The 19,651-nt window shown below is 67.7% G+C and carries 17 protein-coding genes and 1 tRNA gene; 3 read left to right on the top strand and 15 right to left on the bottom strand.

Translation table 11 applies throughout. The features are described 5' to 3' along the window. Nucleotides 1–34 precede the first annotated feature (34 nt). Nucleotides 35–121, top strand: a tRNA-Leu gene (locus tag DX03_RS08325). 77 nt (nucleotides 122–198) lie between these two features. On the opposite strand, the gene DX03_RS08320 is transcribed toward DX03_RS08325, so the two are convergent. The 11 genes from DX03_RS08320 to DX03_RS08270 form a co-directional block, all read right to left on the bottom strand. Next, nucleotides 199–705 (bottom strand): DUF4189 domain-containing protein, encoded by a 507-nt coding sequence (locus DX03_RS08320; RefSeq protein WP_244880200.1) that lies wholly within the window; start codon nucleotides 703–705, stop codon nucleotides 199–201. Nucleotides 706–806: 101 nt separating this feature from the next. After that, nucleotides 807–2,666, bottom strand: coding sequence for a methyl-accepting chemotaxis protein (locus tag DX03_RS08315; protein WP_051598982.1), 1,860 nt, complete (start codon nucleotides 2,664–2,666; stop codon nucleotides 807–809). Nucleotides 2,667–2,971: 305 nt separating this feature from the next. Continuing rightward, nucleotides 2,972–5,173, bottom strand: a complete 2,202-nt coding sequence (locus DX03_RS08310) for a PAS domain S-box protein (RefSeq protein ID WP_081797193.1) — start codon at nucleotides 5,171–5,173, stop codon at nucleotides 2,972–2,974. 226 nt (nucleotides 5,174–5,399) lie between these two features. Then, complete coding sequence (locus DX03_RS08305) at nucleotides 5,400–7,775, bottom strand: Tex family protein (RefSeq protein ID WP_038687878.1); 2,376 nt, start codon at nucleotides 7,773–7,775, stop codon at nucleotides 5,400–5,402. A gap of 368 nt (nucleotides 7,776–8,143) precedes the next feature. Further along, nucleotides 8,144–8,359, bottom strand: coding sequence for a hypothetical protein (locus tag DX03_RS08300; RefSeq protein WP_038687875.1), 216 nt, complete (start codon nucleotides 8,357–8,359; stop codon nucleotides 8,144–8,146). A gap of 176 nt (nucleotides 8,360–8,535) precedes the next feature. Next, nucleotides 8,536–8,985: a hypothetical protein gene (locus DX03_RS08295; RefSeq protein ID WP_051598793.1), complete on the bottom strand. Its 450-nt coding sequence runs from the start codon at nucleotides 8,983–8,985 to the stop codon at nucleotides 8,536–8,538. After that, on the bottom strand, nucleotides 8,982–9,185 hold the full coding sequence (locus tag DX03_RS08290) for a PspC domain-containing protein (protein WP_038687873.1): 204 nt from the start codon (nucleotides 9,183–9,185) through the stop codon (nucleotides 8,982–8,984). The genes DX03_RS08295 and DX03_RS08290 overlap by 4 nt, the downstream gene beginning before the upstream one ends. 47 nt (nucleotides 9,186–9,232) lie before the next feature. Next, nucleotides 9,233–9,604: a YfeK family protein gene (locus tag DX03_RS08285; protein ID WP_038687871.1), complete on the bottom strand. Its 372-nt coding sequence runs from the start codon at nucleotides 9,602–9,604 to the stop codon at nucleotides 9,233–9,235. After that, entirely contained in the window at nucleotides 9,601–10,668 is a 1,068-nt protein-coding gene (gene phaC, locus DX03_RS08280; RefSeq protein WP_038687869.1) for a class III poly(R)-hydroxyalkanoic acid synthase subunit PhaC, read from the bottom strand. The genes DX03_RS08285 and phaC overlap by 4 nt, the downstream gene beginning before the upstream one ends. Beyond that, nucleotides 10,665–11,759, bottom strand: coding sequence for a class III poly(R)-hydroxyalkanoic acid synthase subunit PhaE (gene phaE / locus DX03_RS08275; protein WP_038687867.1), 1,095 nt, complete (start codon nucleotides 11,757–11,759; stop codon nucleotides 10,665–10,667). Before phaE ends, phaC begins: the two co-directional genes overlap by 4 nt. A 55-nt stretch (nucleotides 11,760–11,814) precedes the next feature. Beyond that, nucleotides 11,815–12,429, bottom strand: a complete 615-nt coding sequence (locus tag DX03_RS08270) for a CDP-alcohol phosphatidyltransferase family protein (RefSeq protein WP_038687864.1) — start codon at nucleotides 12,427–12,429, stop codon at nucleotides 11,815–11,817. 323 nt (nucleotides 12,430–12,752) lie between these two features. Between DX03_RS08270 and DX03_RS08265 the strand changes: the two genes are divergently transcribed. Beyond that, nucleotides 12,753–13,460: a methyltransferase domain-containing protein gene (locus DX03_RS08265; protein ID WP_081797192.1), complete on the top strand. Its 708-nt coding sequence runs from the start codon at nucleotides 12,753–12,755 to the stop codon at nucleotides 13,458–13,460. A 56-nt stretch (nucleotides 13,461–13,516) separates the two neighbouring features. Here the strand turns inward: DX03_RS08265 and DX03_RS08260 are convergent, their stop codons facing one another. From DX03_RS08260 to ppsR, 3 genes are read right to left on the bottom strand one after another with little or no spacing between them, the layout of a single operon-like run. Next, nucleotides 13,517–14,005, bottom strand: a complete 489-nt coding sequence (locus tag DX03_RS08260; protein WP_038687861.1) for an NUDIX hydrolase — start codon at nucleotides 14,003–14,005, stop codon at nucleotides 13,517–13,519. Between the two features lie 60 nt (nucleotides 14,006–14,065). Further along, nucleotides 14,066–14,578 (bottom strand): DUF1249 domain-containing protein, encoded by a 513-nt coding sequence (locus tag DX03_RS08255; protein ID WP_038687859.1) that lies wholly within the window; start codon nucleotides 14,576–14,578, stop codon nucleotides 14,066–14,068. Between the two features lie 60 nt (nucleotides 14,579–14,638). Next, nucleotides 14,639–15,460, bottom strand: a complete 822-nt coding sequence (gene ppsR, locus DX03_RS08250; protein ID WP_038687857.1) for a posphoenolpyruvate synthetase regulatory kinase/phosphorylase PpsR — start codon at nucleotides 15,458–15,460, stop codon at nucleotides 14,639–14,641. A 144-nt stretch (nucleotides 15,461–15,604) separates the two neighbouring features. Here ppsR and ppsA point away from each other — a divergent pair, with 144 nt between their 5' ends. After that, entirely contained in the window at nucleotides 15,605–17,983 is a 2,379-nt protein-coding gene (gene ppsA, locus DX03_RS08245) for a phosphoenolpyruvate synthase (RefSeq protein WP_038687855.1), read from the top strand. A gap of 489 nt (nucleotides 17,984–18,472) precedes the next feature. Here the strand turns inward: ppsA and DX03_RS08240 are convergent, their stop codons facing one another. Next, a complete protein-coding gene (locus DX03_RS08240) occupies nucleotides 18,473–19,585 on the bottom strand; it encodes an alkene reductase (RefSeq protein WP_038687853.1) in 1,113 nt (370 codons plus the stop codon). Nucleotides 19,586–19,651 lie beyond the last annotated feature (66 nt).

The following is a 19,651-nucleotide window of genomic DNA, read 5'->3' as shown; positions in this document are numbered from 1 at the left end:
TCTCCGCAATTTGTATACACTACGCGGCCAGCCAGCCGAAGTGGCGGAATCGGTAGACGCAGCGGACTCAAAATCCGCCGCCCTTAAAAGCGTGTGGGTTCGAGTCCCACCTTCGGCACCATGGAATTGCACAGGCCAGATCTCCGGATCTGGCCTTTTGCATTTCAGGGGTGCCGAACGGCAGCCCCTTCCGTGGACTCATTCAGTGGATCTCGATGCAGCCGCCGCTTTGGCAGCGGTTTCGGCAGCGGCAGCGGCATTGGCCGCAGCCACCGCCGCAGCGGTAGACGCAGCCCGTTGTTGCAGCACGGCGGCCTGCGCCGACGCGTCCGGCGTCAGCGGCGGGGTCTCGCGCCACACCAGCGCCAGAACGCAATCCCGGGCCTGGCGACGGCACATCGCTTCGGCCTTGCGCTGGGCAGCGCCATCCTCTTTTTCAGACAGCGCAAAACCCACGGCGCGGGTGCCGGTGTACACCGCGGAGAATCCCGGGGCGGTGGTACTTGCCTGGCTCGCACAGTTCGGTGAACGCTGCACGCAGTAGCCCAACGCCTGCTGCACTGCCGCGCTGACGGTGCGCTGGTTCATCGAATAGCCGTAAACACCGGTAGTGGTGTCGTAAAACACGGCCGACGCCGCGTTGGCGGCGCCCGCCGCGGCCAGTGCGACCAGAAGTACTGCGCTGCGTCCTGCTGTCATTGACATGGTGGTGGTCTCGACCTTCCGTTGGAAGGCCGAGTATCCCAAAGCGCAACACGATTGGCACGCAGGTAGCGCCCCGATACGTTGTCAGGCACAGCAGACGCTTACACCAGCCGCAGCGCCGGTTGGCCATGTCCCGCTGCCGCGATGGCCTGCCGCGCGATTCCCGCACCGGCCTCCACCCGGAACGCGGCCACCGTCTGCAGCAATTGGGTAGCCTGCTCTTCCATGCTGCGCGCGGCGGCGGATGCCTCCTCCACAAGCGCGGCATTCTGCTGGGTGCCTTCGTCGATGTGGTCGACCGCCTGGTGGATCTGCCCGATGCTTTCGCTCTGCTGCTGGGCCACCGCACTGATCTCGCTGATCAACGCACTGACCCGCTTCACGTTGACCACGATCTCATCCATGGTGCGGCCGGCACTCTCGACCTGGCCGGTGCCAGCGCTGACTTTCTCCACCGAATCGGCGATCAACTGCTTGATCTCCTTGGCCGCGCCCGCCGAGCGCTGCGACAGCGACCGGATCTCCGAGGCGACCACCGCAAAGCCGCGGCCATGCTCGCCGGCGCGCGCGGCTTCGACCGCCGCGTTGAGCGCCAGGATGTTGGTCTGGAAGGCGATGCCGTCGATGACACCGATGATGTCGACGATCCGACGCGACGATTCGTTGATCAGCGCCATCGTGCACACCACTTCATGCACGACATGGCCGCCCTGCGCGGCCACGTCCACCGCGCCGCTGGCCAGCTCGCTGGCCTGGCGGGCGTTGGTGGCGGTCTGCTGCACGGTGGCCGTAAGGCCCTTCATCGAGACCGCGGTTTCTTCCAGCGATGCGGCCTGCTGCTCGGTACGCACCGACAGGTCGCTGTTGCCTTCGGCGATCTCGCTGGCGCCCACCGCGATGGTGTCGGCGGCGAACTTGATCTGCGCGATGATCGAGGCCATCGCCTCCACCAGCGCATTGATGCCTTCGCACAGCTCGGCGATCGGGCCGTTCTTGTCCTCGGTGGCGATATGCCCGGTGAGGTCACCGCCCTTGGCCGCGGCCACCACCTCGCGGGTCTGCGCCACGGCGTGCTGCATGGCCAGGCTGTCACGCACCTGGGCGGTGATGTCGGTGGCGTACTTGACCACCTTGAACGGGCGGCCGTTCATGTCCAGGATCGGGTTGTACGACGCCTGGATCCACACCTCGCGGCCGCCCTTGCCGAAGCGCCGGTACTGGCCGGCGTCGTACTCGCCGCGGCCCAGCTTTTCCCAGAACCGGGCGTAGTCCGGGCTCTGGCGGTGCTCGGGTTCCACAAACATGGCGTGGTGCTGGCCACGTACTTCGTCCAGTGTGTAGCCGGTGGTCGCCAGGAAGTTGTCGTTGGCCGACAGGATGCGGCCGTCCAGGCTGAATTCGATGACCGCCTGCGATTTGTTGATCGCCGCCAGCTGGCCGGACACGTCGGCGGCCTGCTGCATCTGCGCGGTGATGTCGGTGGCGAATTTCACCACCTTGTAGGGACGCCCGTTGCCGTCCAGCACCGGGTTGTAGGAGGCCTGGATCCAGATCTCGCGGCCGCCCTTGCCCAGCCGCCGGTATTGGCCGGCGTCGAATTCACCGCGCCCGAGCCGCGCCCAGAAGTCGCGGTACTCCTGGCCTTGGGCAAGCGCCGGTTCGACGAACATGGCATGGTGCCGGCCCTGGATTTCATCGAGCCGGTAGCCCACGGCCTGCAGGAAGTTGTCGTTGGCCTGCAGGATGGTGCCGTCCAGATCGAATTCGATCACCGCCTGCACCCGGTGCAATGCAGCCACCTGGGCTTCCAGCTCGCACTGGCGGCGCTGGCTGGCGGCACTGGCGGACTGTCGTGCCTGGCCGGGCGCGATCACGCTGGCTTTCAGGGCCTGCCACAGTGAAGGGCGGGAAGCGGCGTCGGTACGTCCTTGCACATGCGCGTGCATACCTGAAGTAAGCATCATCTGATCCTCGGTCCCTGGCGTGCTGGAATCCGATGGGCACCATGCCCGTCGGCACTTCGTCTGGCGTGGGAGGTGCGGCGACGTCATGGCTCACGTCGCTTCTGCGGCTTTGTACAACTGCAGTACTGCATCCGGCAGACAGCCTGTTGCAAAGTCACGCGAGCCCGGGCCGACGAGAGGTGGCGGGGCACCAGCGCGGAGCGACGGAGGCTCCAGAATCAATATCGACAGCCGTGCAGGAAGCTTTAGGGCGGGTTCATAAAAAAGTTCACCCGGTGTCAGCAGAGCTGCGGGGCCACCCGTCAGCCTTCCCCGCCCTCGGTGGTCTCGACGTCCAGCGGGTCCAGCCCTTCCATGGTCGGCGTCTCCACCTGCACATTGTTCTTGCCTGCCGCCTTGGCCAGGTAGCACTGCGCATCGGCCGCGGCCACCGCGTCGTCCACGCTCATGCTGCCGCCGATCGCGGCGATGCCGATGCTGGCGCCGACGCTGAGCCGCTGCAGGTCCCAGGGAATGGTCAGCGTCCGTACGCCGTCCAGCAGGTCGCTGGCGATGCGACGGGCACGCTTGAGCGAGCAACCGGCCAGGATCACCGCGAACTCGTCGCCGCCCAGCCGCGCCACGATGTCCGAATCGCGCACGCCGTGGCGCAGCACGTTGGCCACCGCCCATAGCATGGCATCGCCGGCGAGGTGGCCATGGCTGTCGTTGACCGGCTTGAAGTTGTCCAGGTCGATGAACATCAGCGAGGCCGACTGCCCGGTCCGGGCGACCCGGGTGATGGCCTGCTGCAGGTGGGCTTCGAACCCGCGGCGGTTGCTCAGTTCGGTGAGCGGGTCGACCTCGGCCAGGTGGCGCGCTTCGCGCTGGCGGGCGCGTTGCTGGGTCACATCGCGGATCACCCAGACCGCGCCACTGACCTGGCCGTCCTCGGCACGCAGCCAGGCACGGGTGAGATCCACCGGCAGCAGCTGCGCGCCCACCGACAGCAGCAGGTCCGAATGCAGGTCCACCGCGTTGCTCTCCGGGTCGAGCAGCACGGCAATGTCCAGCGGCGAGCGGGGCGCGTATTCGGTGGTCAGCTCCATTACGTCCTGGATCTGGCCGCCGGTAAGGGGCGCGGCGCCCTCCCCGGCCAGCGCGCGGGTAGCCGCGGCGTTGGCGTACTGGATCAGCCCGTGCAGATCCAGGGTGAGCACCATGTCGGCCACCGCATCCAAGGTGACGCGGGTGCGCTGCTCGGATTCGCGCAGTTGCAGGCTGCTCTGGCGCTGGGCGGTGACGTCCTGGATCTGCGACACGAAGTGCAGCGGCTCGCCGTGTTCGGAGCGCACCAGCGACACCGACAGCCGGCCCCACACGATGTTGCCGCGCTTGCCCAGGTAGCGTTTGTCCATGTGGTAGTGGTCGCGCCGCCCGTTGAGCAGGTCGGCGACCAGGGCCAGGTCGGTATTGAGATCGTCTGCATGGGTGAGCGTCTGGAAGTCCACTGCCAGCAGCTCGGCGCGCGTGTAGCCGAGGATGCCGCACAGCGCGTCGTTGACATCCAGCCAGCGCCCTTCCAGCGACACCAGCGCCATGCCGAGCGCGGCCGAAGAGAACGCACCGGCGAATTTTTCGGCCGCCAGGTACGCCTGCTCGCGGACTTCCAGCAGCGGGGTGATGTCCACCGCCATGCCGACGTAGCCGATCCGGTGACCACCGCTGGCATCCAGCGGGCTGATCGACAGCCGCACCTGGCGGCGCTCGCCGTCCTTGCGCACGTACGTCCACTGGTGCGACCAGGTGCCCTGCGTGGCGTGCGCGGTGAGCGCTTCAAAGACGGTGGGCACGCGGCCATCGGCATCGGCCTGCGGGCGCAGGTACTCCATCATTTCATCCGGGTCATGGAACAGGCCCGGGTTGACCCGCCCGATCACCTCGGCGGGCGTGTAGCCCAGCAGTTTCTGCGCCCCGGTGTTGAACAGGTTGACCACGCCATCGATGTCGGTGGCGATCACCGCCACTTCGTCGGAGGCATCCACCACCGCCTGCAGGCGCTGGCGCATGTTGGCCGCGTCCTGCCGCGCAGTCTGCAGGTCGGTGACGTCGGCGTGCGCCCCGGCCATCCACTGCGGCTGGCCGTGCGCGTCCCATTCGTAGACGCGGCCGCGATCCTGCACCCAGATCCAGTGGCCGTCCTTGTGGCGCATGCGGCACAGGCTGTCGTAGTGCGGCGAGCGCCCTTCCAGGTGTTCGCGCAGCCGCGCGTTGGACTGGGCCAGGTCGTCGGGGTGGACCAGCCGGAAAAACGTGTCGGGGGTGATTGGTGCCAGTTCGTCGCGGGTGTAGCCCACGATCTGCGCCCAGCGTTCATTGACCCACATCCGGCCGTCCTGGACATTCCATTCCCAGGTGCCGGCACCGGTGCCGTCGATGATCATCTGCAGGCGCCGGTGGCGCTCGGTGATGTCACGCAACGCCGCGTCGGTGCCGTGCGCGGTGCCGGCCGGATCGTGGCTCATGCGTCCGGCCACGCACGCGGGCGGACGCCGCGCCGTACGGCATCTGGCCCCGCCCGACCTTCCGGCCCTGCCTGGTGCGTTGTCATATGGCCTCCCCGGCGCCTGCCCAGCCTACGGGCATTTGACGGGAAGTGTGACCAACACGGAGTGAAACCAGAAGTGCCGTGCCCGCCAGAGACGCCAAGGGCCGCACACGGCGGCCCCTGGCGGGTGGATCCAGGCCGGTTCAGCCGCCGCGTTTGGCGCGGGCGAAGGCGTCGGCCAGGGCGTTGTTGGCCGGCGGCGCGGCACTGCCCGGGCGCGGGCCCGGGGCGGCGCCACGGCCGCCATTGCGCTGCCCGCCCCCGCCACCGCCATCACGGCGACCGCCACCGGCAGGCCGGGCATCGCGCTCGCCCGGGGCCTTGGCAGGCGCCGGGGTGTCGTCCAGGCGCCGGGTCAGGGCGATGCGCTTGCGCGCCACGTCCACCTCCAGCACCTTCACCTTGACGATGTCACCGGCCTTGACCACATCACGCGGGTCCTTGACGTAGGTGTCCGACAGCGCCGAGATGTGGATCAGGCCGTCCTGGTGCACGCCGATGTCGACGAACGCACCGAACGCGGCCACGTTGCTGACCACGCCCTCCAGGATCATGCCCGGCTGCAGGTGCTTGAGTTCTTCCACGCCCTCGGCGAAACGCGCCGCCTTGAACTCCGGGCGCGGGTCGCGGCCGGGCTTTTCCAGTTCCTTCAGGATGTCGCGGACGGTCGGCACGCCGAAGGTGGCGTCGGTGAACTGTTCGGCCTTCAGCCCACGCAGGAAGCTGCCATCGCCGATCAACGCCTTGATCGGGCGTGCGGTGGCGGCCACGATGCGCTCCACCACCGGGTAGGCTTCCGGGTGCACCGAGGACGCGTCCAGCGGCTGGTCGCCATCGGCGATGCGCAGGAAGCCGGCGCACTGTTCGAAGGTCTTGTCGCCCAGGCGCGGCACCTTGAGCAGGTCCTTGCGGCGCTTGAACGGGCCGTTGTCGTCGCGATGACGCACGATGTTCTCGGCCACCGTGGCCGACAACCCGGACACGCGCGACAGCAGCGCGGCCGAGGCGGTGTTGACCTCCACGCCGACCGCGTTGACGCAGTCTTCGACCCGCGCATCCAGCGCGCGCGCCAGGCGGTACTGGTCCACGTCGTGCTGGTACTGGCCCACGCCGATCGCCTTGGGTTCGATCTTGACCAGCTCGGCCAGCGGATCCTGCAGGCGACGGGCAATGGAAACCGCGCCGCGGATCGACACGTCCAGGTCCGGGAACTCCTTGGCGGCGAATTCGGAGGCCGAGTACACCGACGCGCCGGCCTCGCTGACCACGATCTTCTGCAGTCTGCTGTCGCCGAGTGCCTTGATGGCCTCCCCGGCCAACTTGTCGGTTTCGCGGCTGGCGGTGCCGTTGCCGATCGCGATCAGTTCCACGTTGTGCTTCATGCACAGCTGCTTGATCGTCTGCAGCGACTGGTCCCACTGCCGGCGCGGTTCGTGCGGGTAGATGGTGTCGGTGGCCACCAGCTTGCCGGTGGCATCGACCACGGCGATCTTGCAGCCGGTGCGGATGCCCGGGTCCAGCCCGAGCACGCTCTTGGGGCCAGCCGGGGCGGCCAGCAGCAGGTCCTTGAGGTTGTCGCCGAACACCGCGATCGCCTCGGCTTCGGCCTTCTCGCGGGCCTGGTTGAACAGGTCCAGCAATAGGTGCATGTGCAGCTTGGCGCGCCAGGTCAGGCGGCAGGCGTCGAGCAGCCAGCGGTCGCCGGGGCGGCCGGCGTCGGCGATGCCGGCCTTGTAGGCCACCCGCCCTTCGGCATACACATGGCCAGCCTCGGCCTCGGTGCCCGGGTCCAGTTCCAGGAACAGGATTTCCTCGCGGCGCGCACGGAACAGCGCCAGCAGCCGGTGCGAGGGAATCTTCGCCAGCGATTCGGCGTGTTCGAAGTAGTCGCGGTACTTGGCGCCCTGCTCTTCCTTGCCTTCGGCGACACGGGCACGGATGACCCCGTTTTCGCCAAGCCAGCTGCGCAGCTCGCCGACCAGCGCGGCGTCTTCACCCCAACGCTCCATCAGGATTGCGCGCGCGCCTTCCAGCGCGGCCTTGGTGTCGGCCACGCCCTTGTCGGCATCGACGAAGGTGGCACCGAACACCTGCGGGTCCAGGTTTGGATCGGCGAGCAGGCCATCAGCGAGCGGTTCCAGCCCGGCTTCGCGCGCGATCTGGGCGCGGGTGCGGCGCTTGGGCTTGTACGGCAGGTACAGATCTTCCAGGCGCGACTTGGTATCGGCGCCAAGGATCTCGTTGCGGAGGTCGTCGGTGAGCTTGCCCTGTTCGTCGATGCTGGACAGCACGGCGGCGCGGCGGTCTTCCAGCTCGCGCAGGTAGGTCAGGCGGGTTTCCAGGTTGCGCAGCTGGGTGTCGTCCAGGCCGCCGGTGACTTCCTTGCGGTAGCGGGCAATGAACGGGACGCTGGCGCCTTCGTCCAACAGGGCGATGGCGGCACGCGCCTGGGCAGGCTGGGCACCGATTTCATCGGCGATGGTCTGGGCGATCTGCTGGGCGAGCTTGATGTCAGGCATTGCTTCCGGCCGGAGCCGCAGTACGGAAAGTCCCGATTGTGGCAACGCACGGCGGCGGGGGGAAGGCGTTGACAGCGGGGGGCGAACCTGTCGCCCGCGGGTGCCGGGCGTAGAGCCGGGCTCCGCCCGGCTTCTCATGACAGTCGCATCGCCCACGGTAGTGCCGGCCGCTGGCCGGCTCGTCGTTACGGTCGGGGTAGACGGACAGCCGGCAGAGCCCGGCTCTACGGGGTTCGGGTGTGCGTGGAGCCGGCCACGTGGTCGGGAGCCGGGCAGAGCCCGGCGCTACGGGTTCGGGTGTGCGTGGAGCCGGCCAGCGGCCGGCACTACCGGTCGGGAGCCGGGCAGAGCCCGGCGCTACGGCCGCTTCAGCGGTAGTGCTGGGCGGTGCGCTGGTGGACGATCTCGTCGCGCAGGGATTCCAGCGCCATTACCCGGATCTTGCCGATGCCCGGCAGTTCCATGAACCGCTCGGTGTAGATCTCCGGCCCGGTGTCGGTATCGGCCCGGGACTTGCTGAAACCGTGGGGTACCAATCCTTTGTCGCCATCCTTGCTACCACCGACATAAAGAACGATTGCCATGTGATGTGTTCCTCCTGTGACGCATCGTGCAATTACAACAGGCGCCAGTTTAGCGTGCCGAACCTGACTGATCCGTCATGCAGCCTAATAACCTTTGTTTGCATGCAGATGACGTCGCGTTGCGCGACGTTTTATTTACACCGATTTAACGCCGCACTAACGTCGGCTACCGCGCCTTACGGCACACCCGGCCACCAGCCACGGCCGGTCATGGCGTACACATCGGCGGCGCGTTCAAACGGGTTACGCGCGCTTACCCCGCCACACACCAGGTACACCGGCAGATACAGCGGGCCCAGCACCAGGTACTGGTAGACATGCGCGCGCTCGTGGTCGTGCAGGCCGATCACCGGTTCGGTGCAGTGCCCGGCCTGGTGGGCGTAGGTGCGGCAGGCCACGTCCAGCACCGGGCCGGTGTGCAGGATGACGTTGCCCAGCGTGATCGCCCCGCCCGGCCCCCACGGCCAGTCACGGAACACGATGGCCAGGTCGCGGCGGTTCCAGGACGGGCGCGCGCCGGCCACCATCCCGGCCAGGCCGCCGATCAGACCAATCAGGGTGTTGGGCGCGGTCCACACCGCGCCCAGCCCCTGCAGGACGCGCAGCGCCAGCGGTGGCAGGCTCAATCGGCCTCGTTGGGGATCAGCAGCCACAGGATCAGGTAGACCAGGATGCCCGGGAAGGCCGCCGACAGCACCGAGACCAGCACGAACACCACCCGCACCACGGTGGCACTCCAGCCGAAGCGGTGCGCGATGCCGCCCATCACCCCGGCGATCATGCGGTCGTTGAGCGAGCGCGACAGCGTGCGCGGCGTGGCGTTCATGGCAGCGGTCTCCGGGACTGGAGGGCGGACTGTACCGCGGGCGATGTCTACAAGGTGCGTTGGCGCAGGGCCTTCAGACGCGCGCCAAACCACACCGCGGCGGTCTGCTCGGGCTGGCCCGGGCAGGCAATGCGGTAGGGCTTGCCGCTCATGCTGCTCTGGCTGGCGGCCCGCTCGATGAACTGCTCGGCGGTGTCCACCTTGTCCTTCTTGAGCAGGTAGTCGTACTTGCGCTGCAGGTGTGCGCGCGCCTCGGCGGCGTCATGCCAGCTGCCATTGCGCTGGAAGCGGCAGCTGGAACCATCCAGCGCGCCGATCAGGCCGGCGATCTCGCGGCGGGCGGTGTCGCTCGGGGCGGCCAGCGCCACGCCGGGGGCGATGAGGGCCAGTGCAAGCACTGCGCGAAGGCGATGGGTCATGCGGAACGTTCCTTCAACCAATCCGTGATCGTACCGGGCACCTCGCGCTGGGCGCGGCCGGACACGTAGATGCCGATGTGGCCGCCGCGGAAACTGCTTTCGGTGTAGTCGGTGCTGCCGATCCGGCCGCGCAGCGCGCGTGACGCATCCGGCGGTACCAGGTGGTCCTGCTCGGCATAGATGTTCAGCACCGGCAGGGTGACCTGCGACAGCTGGACGGTGTCTTCGCCGATCTTGATGCCGTCGTGCATCAGGCCGTTGCCCTGGTAGAACTGCTTGATGAAATCACGGAAGGTCTCGCCGGCGAGGTCGGGCGAATCGAAGATCCACTTTTCCATGCGCAGGAAGTCCTGCAGCGCGGCCTTGTCGTCCAGGATGTCGAGCAGGCCGACATACTTCTGCACGTTGAGCCGGAACGGCTTGAGCATCAGGTAGCTGGCATTCATCAGGTCGGCCGGGATGTTGCCCAGCGTGTCCACCAGCAGGTCCACGTCCACCTGCCGGGCCCAATGCGACAGCATGTTGTCGGGGGTCTGGAAGTCGACCGGGGTGACCATCGTGATCAGGTTGGCCAGCTTGTGCTGGCGCAGCGCGGCGTAGCACAGCGCGAACACCCCGCCCTGGCAGATGCCGAGCATGTTGATCGGGGCGCCCGACTGCGCCTGCAGGTGGTCCACCGCGCCGTCCACGAAGCGCAGCAGGTAGTCCTCGAGCGTCTGGTAGCGCTCGGAGCGGTCCGGGTAGCCCCAGTCCAGCACGTACACGTCGTGGCCGAGGGCGAGCAGACGCTGCACCAGCGAGCGGTCGGCCTGCAGGTCCACCATGTACGGGCGGTTGACCAGCGCGTAGACGATCAGCAGCGGCGTGCGCTGGACCGGGGCATCGTCGCCGACGAAGCGGTACAGGACGACCTTGCCGTCGCGCCACACTTCCTCGCGCGCAGTGGCGCCGTAGTCCACGTCCTCCACCGACGGCAGCAAGGTCAACCCGTCCAGCAGCTTGCGCTGCATGGCCAGGGTCTCCTGCAGCAGGTCCTCGGCGTTGTAGCCCAACGGCCCTTTCATGGCGTGCGCTTCCGCGGCTTGCCGGCGGCCGGTTTCGCCGACGCCTTGGGGGCGCTGTTTTTCATGGGGGCCGACGACGCCTTTTTCGCAGCAGGTTTGGCCGCTTTGGCCGGCTTCTTGACCGGGCCGGGCGTGGGCGCTGCATCGCCGCGGGCCGCGCGCGGGCGCGACGCCGCTTTCGGTGCCTCAGCCGCTGCCGGCCGGGGCCCGACGCCAGCCGCCATGCGCCGTACCAGCCGCTCCAGGTCGGTGATGCGGCGGTGCGCGGCATCCATTTCGGTGCGGGTGGGCATGCCGATCGCCTCACACACCCGTTCGATCTCGTGCTGGGTCGCCGCGCGCAGGCGCATCTGCGCGTTGCCCAGTTCGGCATACACCTGCTGGAACGGCTCGGACATCGCCACCTTGGCGTACGCCTCTTCGGCGGCCTCGATCCACAGGTCGAACATCGCCCGCGCGCTGGTCAGCTGGTTGCCCGGCTGCTCGTGCTCGGCCAGGCGCTGTTCGAACAGTTTGAACGCATCGTCCAGCGCCTGCTTGATCTGGTCCACGTAGTCGCGCGAGTGCGCCTGATAGTCCTGCTGGGCGCGCAGCAGCGCCTGCCAGCGGGCCTGGTGCTCACGACCGGGGCCGAACGCCGGGCTCTGCAGCCACGGGCCCAGGTCGCGCTGTAGGGTTTCCAGCAGCTTCAACAGGTCCGGGCCGCCGCCCTGGGTGTGACCCCGCGCGCCCTGCAGCATCCACTGCAACAGCCCGTCGCCCTGGCCTTCCACGGCCTGCTTCCAGGCCTGGGCCACATCGGCGCTGCTGGCATCGCGGCCGGCGAACTGCGCGGCCACCTGCTGCATCGTGCCGTACCAGCCACCGGCCTGTTCGCGGAAGCGGTGCACCGCGTCGTCGGCCGGGCTGCTGTTGGCATTGGGCATCATCTGCGCCCACCAGTCGATGGCCTGCTGCCAACTGCCCTGCCCCGCGCCTTGCGCGCCGGGTGGCACGGCGGCGTGGCGCAGGGCATCGCCCCAGGCGCTGAAATACTGGCGCGCCAGGGCTTCGATGTCGCCCGCGTTGCCGCCGCTGCCGGCCGTGCTCATCGGCGGGCTCCAGGCTGCAGGCCGGTCAGGATCAGGGGCAATGACAGGGGCAGGTTCATGGCTTGGGAATACGCAGGGTCTTGCTGATCATCAGCGAGCCGGACAGGGCGAACAACAGCACCATCGGGTGCAGCTGCCACGGACCCAGTTGCCACTGGCCCAGCCACAGGTTGTGGCCGATGGCGCCCATGCTGGCGGCCACCGCCAGCACCACCACCAGCGCCAGGCTGGTGGGAATGGGCGTGCCTTCGAAGTACGGCACCTTGTCGCCCTCGCCCGCCAATGCCTCGGCGGTCACGTTGTAGCGCGCCAGGCGGCTGACCCCGCAGCACACGAAATAGCTCAGCACCAGCCAGTCCCAGCCGCCCTGCATGCCGCAGGCGTAGGCCAGCGCGGCCGGGGCCACGCCGAAGGAAATGATGTCCGACAGCGAATCCAGCTCCCGGCCCAGCGTCGAGCTGGACTTGCGCCAGCGCGCGATGCGCCCGTCGAGCGCGTCGAAGATGAAGGCCAGCGGGATCAACGCCATGCCGAACAACAGGTAGCTGCGCTGCCCGTCCTGCAGGAAGCGCATGGCGGCGAACACCGCGCCGGTGCCGCAGAACGCGTTGGCCAGGGTGAACCAGTCCGCCAGGTGGAACTCGCGCAGCATCGAGAAGTGACGTTTCATGGGTGATCTGTAGACGGCAATCGCAAGAGAGTACCGCGAGCAGCCCAAACCGTGACAGAGCGGCACGGTCAACGCCTTGGCGACGCCTTCACGGGACAACGACATGCGGTGAATTTTTGGCCACCCATCTTGACAGCGAGAACTGGCGGGGGCTGCCATGGCTTATCCACAAACTTGCGCACCAGTCATCCACACCCCCTGTGGACAACTCCGTCTCAGCCGCCGCGACGTTGGTTATTTATTGATCACCGATGGCCGGTTGACAGCTGCCGCCGGTGTCATCGCCGGCACCGGGCAGTGTCCGAAGCGCTCCGTCCACGGGTATGCTGGTGGGTGGACACGCCGCCGCTACGTCCTGCCCGCCCCTTGCGACAGGAGTTGCCTGCGTGCTTTCACCCGAACATCTTGCCGCCCAGTTGCGCCACCCGCATGGGGACCATGCACTGGCTGTAGCCGAGTCCATGAACCGCAGCAACGGCGCGCTGAACCAGGCGGCCATCGCCCTGCTGGCCGTCGCCGCGCGCGAACAGGTGCTGGAGATCGGCCCAGGCAACGCGGCCTTCGCTGCTGACCTGCTGCGCGCGCCCGGCAGCCGCTACCTGGGTGTTGAGGTGTCGGCGGACATGGTGGATGCCGCGCAGGACCGCCTGACCGCCGCCGACCTGCACGACCGCGCCGCCGTCCGCCTGGGCGATGTGCATGCGCTGGACCTGGAGGACGCCTGCATCGATGCGGCGCTGGCGGTGAACACCGTGTACTTCTGGGAACAGCCCGCGCTGGCCCTGGCCGAACTGGCCCGGGTGCTGCGCCCCGGCGGCCGGCTGTGCCTGGCCTTCGGCGATGCGGCCTTCATGCGCACCCTGCCCTTCACCGCGCATGGGTTCCACCTGCATGAGCTGGCCGACGTGGAGCTGGCCATGCGCAGCAGTGGGCTGCGGGTCTGCGGCTGGCGGGCGCACCGGGAAACCGGCACCAGCAATGACGGGCGCCAGGTGGAGAAGCACTTCCATCTGTTGCTGGCGCGGCGGTGATGGCGCGGCGGTGCTGGGTTGGTTGGGTTGCCGGCCAGCGGCCGGCACTACCGCCGTTATAGGCGGGTGTAGGTCCAGGACTGCATGGCGCCGTCGCGGTACGGCATCACCCCGTGGAAGGCGCGCGGGTCGTCGCCGAACACCAGCGGCAGGAAGCTGCGGTCGCCTTCCCACAGTGGCAGGGTGTCCAGCTTGTCCAGGTCCACCCACTCCAGGGTGCCCTCGGGGTTGGAGGTCAGCGGCGTACCGGTGAAATCGTCGATCACGAACACGAACCCGAACCAGTCTTCGCCGTGCTTGCCGAAACCCGGCCAACTGATGGTGCCGCGCAGGCGCATGGTGCCGCATTCGATCCCGGCTTCCTCGCGGATCTCGCGGCGCATGCAGGCCGCAGCGTCTTCGTCGCGTTCCATCTTGCCGCCCAGGCCGTTGTACTTGCCCAGGTGCAGATCGCCCGGGCGGGCGTTGCGGTGGATCATCAGGGCTTGCTTGCCGTCGGGCGAAATCACGTAGCCGAGGGTGGCCATGATCGGGGTATAGGGCATGAGGCAGAGGCTCAACAGGCACAAACCCCGATTATGCGCGATCGGCGCGGCGCGGTTGGCTCAGCCGGCCACGCGGGTGCGCTGGGTGTCGGCCGGGGCCGGCAGGGCATCGCCGTCGCGGCGCAGGGTGGCCACGCCGTGACCGCGCTCGGCCAGGTATTCCAGCCATTTGCCCAGGAAGGTGTTCATGCGCATGCGGTGGCTGATCAACTCGGCCGGCGGCGGGTACATGCCCACCACGTCCTGCCAGCGCCGCCCCACGTAGCAGTGGGTGGTCTCGGCCTGGCGCGCGTCACGGTACAGCCGCACGTAGGCCGACGGATCCGGCTGCCCGGTGACCGGGTCGGCGAAATCGTAGGTCAGGCGCAGCTCGACCGTGTAGCGGTGGCACTCGATGACGTCCAGACGGACGTCCAGCCCATCGCCCACCGACGACACATAGCTGCCGGCCACCAGTTCGGCCGGTGCGAACAGCCGCACCAGGTGCTGGTAGTTTTCCGCGTACAGGCCCATCAGCCAGCTCAGACGGCTGAGCCTGGGGATGCGTTCGATGCGGGGCGTTGCCTGGGCCATGGGGTCGATCCTACACGTTGATCCTTCAACGTGGGGGCGGCCAGGCCCCGGCCAAAGGGGTCAATACAACTCGCGCTGCAGCCCCAGGGTGGTCAGCACCTTGCTGGAAATCTCCTCGATCGAGGTGTGCGTGGTGCTCAGGGTCGGGATGCGCTCCATGCGGAACATGGTCTCGGCCGCGGCCACCTCGCGCTTGCAGGTCTCCAGGTTGGCGTAGCGCGAGTTCGGGCGGCGCTCCTGGCGGATCTGCTGCAGGCGGTCCGGATCGATGGTCAGGCCGAACAGCTTCTTGCGGTACGGGCGCAGCCGGGGCGGCAGGCGGTCCTGCTCCAGGTCTTCGTCGGTGAGCGGGTAATTGGCCGCGCGCACCCCGTAATGCAGGGCCAGGTAGATGCAGGTGGGGGTCTTGCCGGCCCGCGACACCGCCACCAGGATCACGTCGGCGTCGTCGTAGTTGATGGCAATGCCGTCATCGTGGGTCAGCGCGAAGTTCATCGCATTGATGCGCCGGTGGTAGGTCTCGAAGTCCACCATGCCGTGCGCCTGGCCCACCCGGGAGTGGCGGTTGACCGCCAGTTCGCGCTCCAGGGGCTCGATGAAGGGGGCGAACACGTCCAGCATCAACCCGCCGCTTTCGGCCAGGATGATGCTCAGCCCGCTGTCCACGCAGGAACTGACCACGATCGGCCGGACCTGGTAGCGCTCCCCGGCTGCACGGATCCTTTCACACGCTTCGCGGGCCTTTTCCGGATCATCGATGAACGACATCCGGTCGGTAATGAAGCTGAACCCGGAGAACTGGGTCAACAGGCTATGCCCAATGGTTTCAGCGGTGATACCGGTTCCATCGGACACGTAGAACACCGGACGGATCGTCGACATACGGCTTTTACCCCCTACGAAGCTTAAAAAGGCTGTCGATACAAGCTTGTGCCGACAGCGGTCTGCCCGGCATCATATCGGCTTCTTCCTACGGACGTGGCCATCCAAGCCCGCCTCGGGCGATGGCCAAACGGAGCATCGCGCTTGAACGAGAATATCCTGTGGTTGCACGAACTGCGCTTGGCCGATCTGGCCCGCGTAGGCGGCAAGAATTCGTCGCTGGGCGAAATGATCGGCAATCTTGCCGGCCTGGGGGTTTCTGTCCCCGGCGGTTATGCAACCACCGCTGAAGCCTTCAAGGACTTCATCGCGCACAACGATCTGTCCAAGCGCATCTTCGACAAGCTGGCCACGCTGGACGTGGAAGATGTCGCCGCGCTCACCGTAGCGGGCAAGGAAATCCGCGGCTGGGTCATCGACGCCCCGCTGCAGCCGCAGCTGGACCAGGACATCCGCAGCGCCTACAAGAAGCTGTGCGACGAGAACGGCGGCGGTGACGTAGCCGTGGCAGTGCGCTCCTCGGCCACCGCCGAAGATCTGCCCGATGCGTCGTTTGCCGGCCAGCAGGAGACCTTCCTCAACGTCACCGGTGCCGACGATGTCGTGCTCAAGGTCAAGGAAGTGTTCGCCTCGCTGTACAACGACCGCGCCATCGCCTACCGCGTCCACCACGGTTTCAAGCACGAAGACGTGTTCCTGTCCTCGGGCGTGCAGCTGATGGTGCGTTCGGGCGTGGGTTCGTCCGGCGTGCTGTTCACCCTGGACACCGAGTCCGGCTTCCGCGACGTGGTGTTTGTCACCTCCTCGTTCGGCCTGGGCGAAATGGTCGTGCAGGGTGCGGTCAACCCCGACGAGTTCTACGTCTACAAGCCCACCCTGAGCGCCGGCAAGCCGGCGATCCTGCGCCGTTCGCTGGGCAGCAAGGCCATCCGCATGGTGTATTCGGATGTCCCCGGTGAGCGCGTGCGCATCGAAGACACCCCCGCCGAGCAGCGCAACGTCTTCTCGATCAGCGACGAGGACGTGCAGGAACTGTCCAAGCAGGCGCTGGTCATCGAAAAGCACTACGGCCGCCCGATGGATATCGAGTGGGCCAAGGACGGCGTGAGCGGCAAGCTGTTCATCGTGCAGGCGCGCCCGGAAACGGTGAAGTCGCGTGGCCATGCCACCCAGATCGAGCGTTTCGCGCTGAGCCAGAAGGACGGCAAGGTGCTGGCCGAAGGCCGCGCCGTGGGCGCCAAGATCGGTGCCGGTACCGCCCGCGTGGTGAAGTCGCTCGAAGACATGGCCCGCGTGCAGCCCGGCGACGTGCTGATTGCGGACATGACCGACCCCGATTGGGAGCCGGTGATGAAGCGTGCCTCGGCCATCGTGACCAACCGCGGTGGCCGTACCTGCCACGCGGCGATCATCGCTCGTGAGCTGGGCGTGCCGGCCGTGGTCGGCTCGGGCAACGCCACCCAGCTGATCCAGGATGGCCAGCAGGTCACCGTCAGCTGCGCCGAGGGCGACACCGGCTTCATCTACGACGGCATCCTCGCGTTCGAGCGCACGACCACGGACCTGGGCAACATGCCGCCGGCGCCGCTGAAGATCATGATGAACGTGGCCAACCCGGAACGTGCCTTCGACTTCGGCCAGCTGCCGAACGCCGGCATCGGCCTGGCCCGCCTGGAGATGATCATTGCCAGCCACATCGGCATCCATCCCAACGCGCTGCTGGAATACGACCGCCAGGACGCGGCGACCAAGAAGAAGATCGACGAGAAGATCGCCGGTTACGCCGATCCGGTGAGCTTCTATGTGGGCCGTCTGGCCGAGGGCATCGCCACGCTGACCGCGTCGGTTGCGCCGAACCCGGTGATCGTGCGCCTGTCGGACTTCAAGTCCAACGAGTACGCCAACCTGATCGGCGGCAGCAACTACGAGCCGCACGAAGAGAACCCGATGATCGGCTTCCGCGGCGCCAGCCGTTACGTCGATCCGAGTTTCTCGGCCGCCTTCGCGCTCGAATGCCAGGCCGTGCTGCGCGTGCGCAACGAGATGGGCCTGGACAACCTGTGGGTCATGATTCCGTTCGTGCGCACCCTGGAAGAAGGCCGCAAGGTCGTCGAGGTGCTCGAACAGAATGGCCTCAAGCAGGGCGAGAACGGCCTGAAGATCATCATGATGTGCGAAGTGCCGTCCAACGCACTGCTCGCCGATGAGTTCCTGGAGATCTTCGACGGCTTCTCGATCGGCTCCAACGACCTGACCCAGCTGACCCTGGGTCTGGACCGCGATTCGTCGATCGTGGCGCACCTGTTCGACGAGCGGAACCCGGCGGTGAAGAAGCTGCTGTCGATGGCGATCAAGTCGGCGCGCGCCAAGGGCAAGTACGTGGGCATCTGCGGGCAGGGCCCGTCCGATCACCCGGACCTGGCCGAATGGCTGATGCAGGAAGGCATCGAGTCGGTGTCGCTGAACCCGGACACCGTGGTCGACACCTGGCTGCGCCTGGCCAAGCTGAAAGCCAAGGGCTGATCCAGCCAGACCGGTAGCAAACAGAACCCCGCGCAAGCGGGGTTTTGTTTTGTGTGGCCCCGGTAGAGCCGACCGTTGGTCGGCTACCGCGCACGGCGCGGCGGATCCTTCCGAATGGTCGCCCCCGGTAGAGCCGACCGTTGGTCGGCTGCCGCGCACGGCGCGGCGGATCCTTCCGAATGGTCGCCCCCCGGTAGAGCCGACCGTTGGTCGGCTGCCGCGCACGGCGCGGCGGAGCCTGCCGGCATGCGTGGCGTCGGATCGGAGGGCAGCTGACCAACGGTCAGCTCTACCCCCATGGACGGCGGGTGATTGGTCCATCCGAGTGGATCGTGGGCGGTGTCCATCCACGCTCATGGACACATCCCGGGTAGAGCCGACCGTTGGTCGGCTGCCGCGCATCGCGCGGCGGAGCCTGCCGATTTGCATGGCGGCGGATCGGAGGGCAGCTGACCAACGGTCAGCTCTACCCCCGCTGGGTGCGCGCCTTCAGGCCTCGGCGGTTTCTGCCACCGGGTAATCGGTGAAGCCTTCGGCGCCGCCGCCGAAGAACGTGGCCTTGTCCGGGGCGTTCAACGGCAGGCCCTGGCGCAGGCGCTCGGGCAGGTCGGGGTTGGCGATGAACGGTCGGCCGAAGGCGATCAGGTCGGCCCAGCCCTTGGTCAGCGCCTCTTCGGCGCGTTCAACGGTGTACTTGCCGGCATAGATCAAGGTGCCGCGGTAGAGCATGCGCAGCGCTTCCTTGAAGGCCACCGGCATCACCGGTGCGTCTTCCCAGTCGGCCTCGGCGATGTGCAGGTAGCCCACGCCGATACTGTCCAGCAGGTGTGCAGCGGCCAGGTAGGTCGCCTGCGGGGTGTCGTCCACCGCGCCCTGCAGCGTGGTCAACGGGGCCAGGCGCACGCCGACGCGCTCGGCGCCGATCGCGTCGGCCACGGCCTCGACCACCTCGCGCAGGAAGCGCAGCCGGTTCTGCAGCGGGCCACCGTAGGCGTCGGTACGCTGGTTGGCCTGCGAGTCGATGAACTGGTTGATCAGGTAGCCGTTGGCGCCATGCAGTTCGATGCCGTCGAACCCGGCGGCGATCGCGTTGCGTGCTGCCTGCGCGTAGTCGCGCACGATGCCGGGGATTTCCTCGATCGCCAGCGCGCGCGGCATCGCGTGCTGCACCATCTCGCCCACGCCGCCCTGCGGGCCCCTGCCCTGCGGATCGACGAACACCTTGACGCCCTCGGCCTGCAACGCCGAGGAGGACACCGGCGCGCCGCCGTCGGGCTGCAGCGCGGTATGCGACACGCGGCCGACGTGCCAGAGCTGGGCCACGATGCGGCCGCCGGCGGCGTGCACCGCATCGGTCACGCCGCGCCAGCCGGCGATCTGCGCGTCATCGTGGATGCCCGGGGTCCAGGCGTAGCCCTGGCCCTGCTGGCTGATCTGGGTGCCTTCGCTGACGATCAGGCCAGCCGACGCACGCTGCGCGTAGTAGTCGGCCATCAACGGGGTGGCGACATTGCCGTCGGCCGCGCGCGAGCGGGTCATCGGCGGCATCACGATACGGTTGGGCAGCGTCAGCGCGCCCAGGCGGTAGGGGGTGAACAACATGGACAATCATCCTTCGGAACAGGTCTGCCCGAAGGATGGGGGCTGGCAGGCGGCTGCAACAGCGCG

Origin of the sequence: Stenotrophomonas rhizophila (genome assembly GCF_000661955.1) — a bacterium.
Classification (GTDB): Bacteria; Pseudomonadota; Gammaproteobacteria; order Xanthomonadales; family Xanthomonadaceae; genus Stenotrophomonas; species Stenotrophomonas rhizophila.
This window is presented reverse-complemented; position numbering and strand designations above follow the sequence as displayed.

What these genes read in the sequence shown, in the direction of transcription:
- DX03_RS08255 (WP_038687859.1), bottom strand. Translation starts at nt 14,578, where the DNA reads ATGGCCCAGGCAACGCCCCGCATCGAACGCATCCCCAGGCTCAGCCGT.
- DX03_RS08260 (WP_038687861.1), bottom strand. Translation starts at nt 14,005, where the DNA reads ATGCCCTATACCCCGATCATGGCCACCCTCGGCTACGTGATTTCGCCC.
- DX03_RS08265 (WP_081797192.1), top strand. Translation starts at nt 12,753, where the DNA reads ATGCTGGTGGGTGGACACGCCGCCGCTACGTCCTGCCCGCCCCTTGCG.
- DX03_RS08240 (WP_038687853.1), bottom strand. Translation starts at nt 19,585, where the DNA reads ATGTTGTTCACCCCCTACCGCCTGGGCGCGCTGACGCTGCCCAACCGT.
- DX03_RS08310 (WP_081797193.1), bottom strand. Translation starts at nt 5,173, where the DNA reads ATGAGCCACGATCCGGCCGGCACCGCGCACGGCACCGACGCGGCGTTG.
- DX03_RS08315 (WP_051598982.1), bottom strand. Translation starts at nt 2,666, where the DNA reads ATGCTTACTTCAGGTATGCACGCGCATGTGCAAGGACGTACCGACGCC.
- DX03_RS08290 (WP_038687873.1), bottom strand. Translation starts at nt 9,185, where the DNA reads ATGAACGCCACGCCGCGCACGCTGTCGCGCTCGCTCAACGACCGCATG.
- DX03_RS08320 (WP_244880200.1), bottom strand. Translation starts at nt 705, where the DNA reads ATGTCAATGACAGCAGGACGCAGCGCAGTACTTCTGGTCGCACTGGCC.
- phaC (WP_038687869.1), bottom strand. Translation starts at nt 10,668, where the DNA reads ATGAAAGGGCCGTTGGGCTACAACGCCGAGGACCTGCTGCAGGAGACC.
- DX03_RS08300 (WP_038687875.1), bottom strand. Translation starts at nt 8,359, where the DNA reads ATGGCAATCGTTCTTTATGTCGGTGGTAGCAAGGATGGCGACAAAGGA.
- phaE (WP_038687867.1), bottom strand. Translation starts at nt 11,759, where the DNA reads ATGAGCACGGCCGGCAGCGGCGGCAACGCGGGCGACATCGAAGCCCTG.
- DX03_RS08305 (WP_038687878.1), bottom strand. Translation starts at nt 7,775, where the DNA reads ATGCCTGACATCAAGCTCGCCCAGCAGATCGCCCAGACCATCGCCGAT.
- DX03_RS08270 (WP_038687864.1), bottom strand. Translation starts at nt 12,429, where the DNA reads ATGAAACGTCACTTCTCGATGCTGCGCGAGTTCCACCTGGCGGACTGG.
- ppsR (WP_038687857.1), bottom strand. Translation starts at nt 15,460, where the DNA reads ATGTCGACGATCCGTCCGGTGTTCTACGTGTCCGATGGAACCGGTATC.
- DX03_RS08285 (WP_038687871.1), bottom strand. Translation starts at nt 9,604, where the DNA reads ATGACCCATCGCCTTCGCGCAGTGCTTGCACTGGCCCTCATCGCCCCC.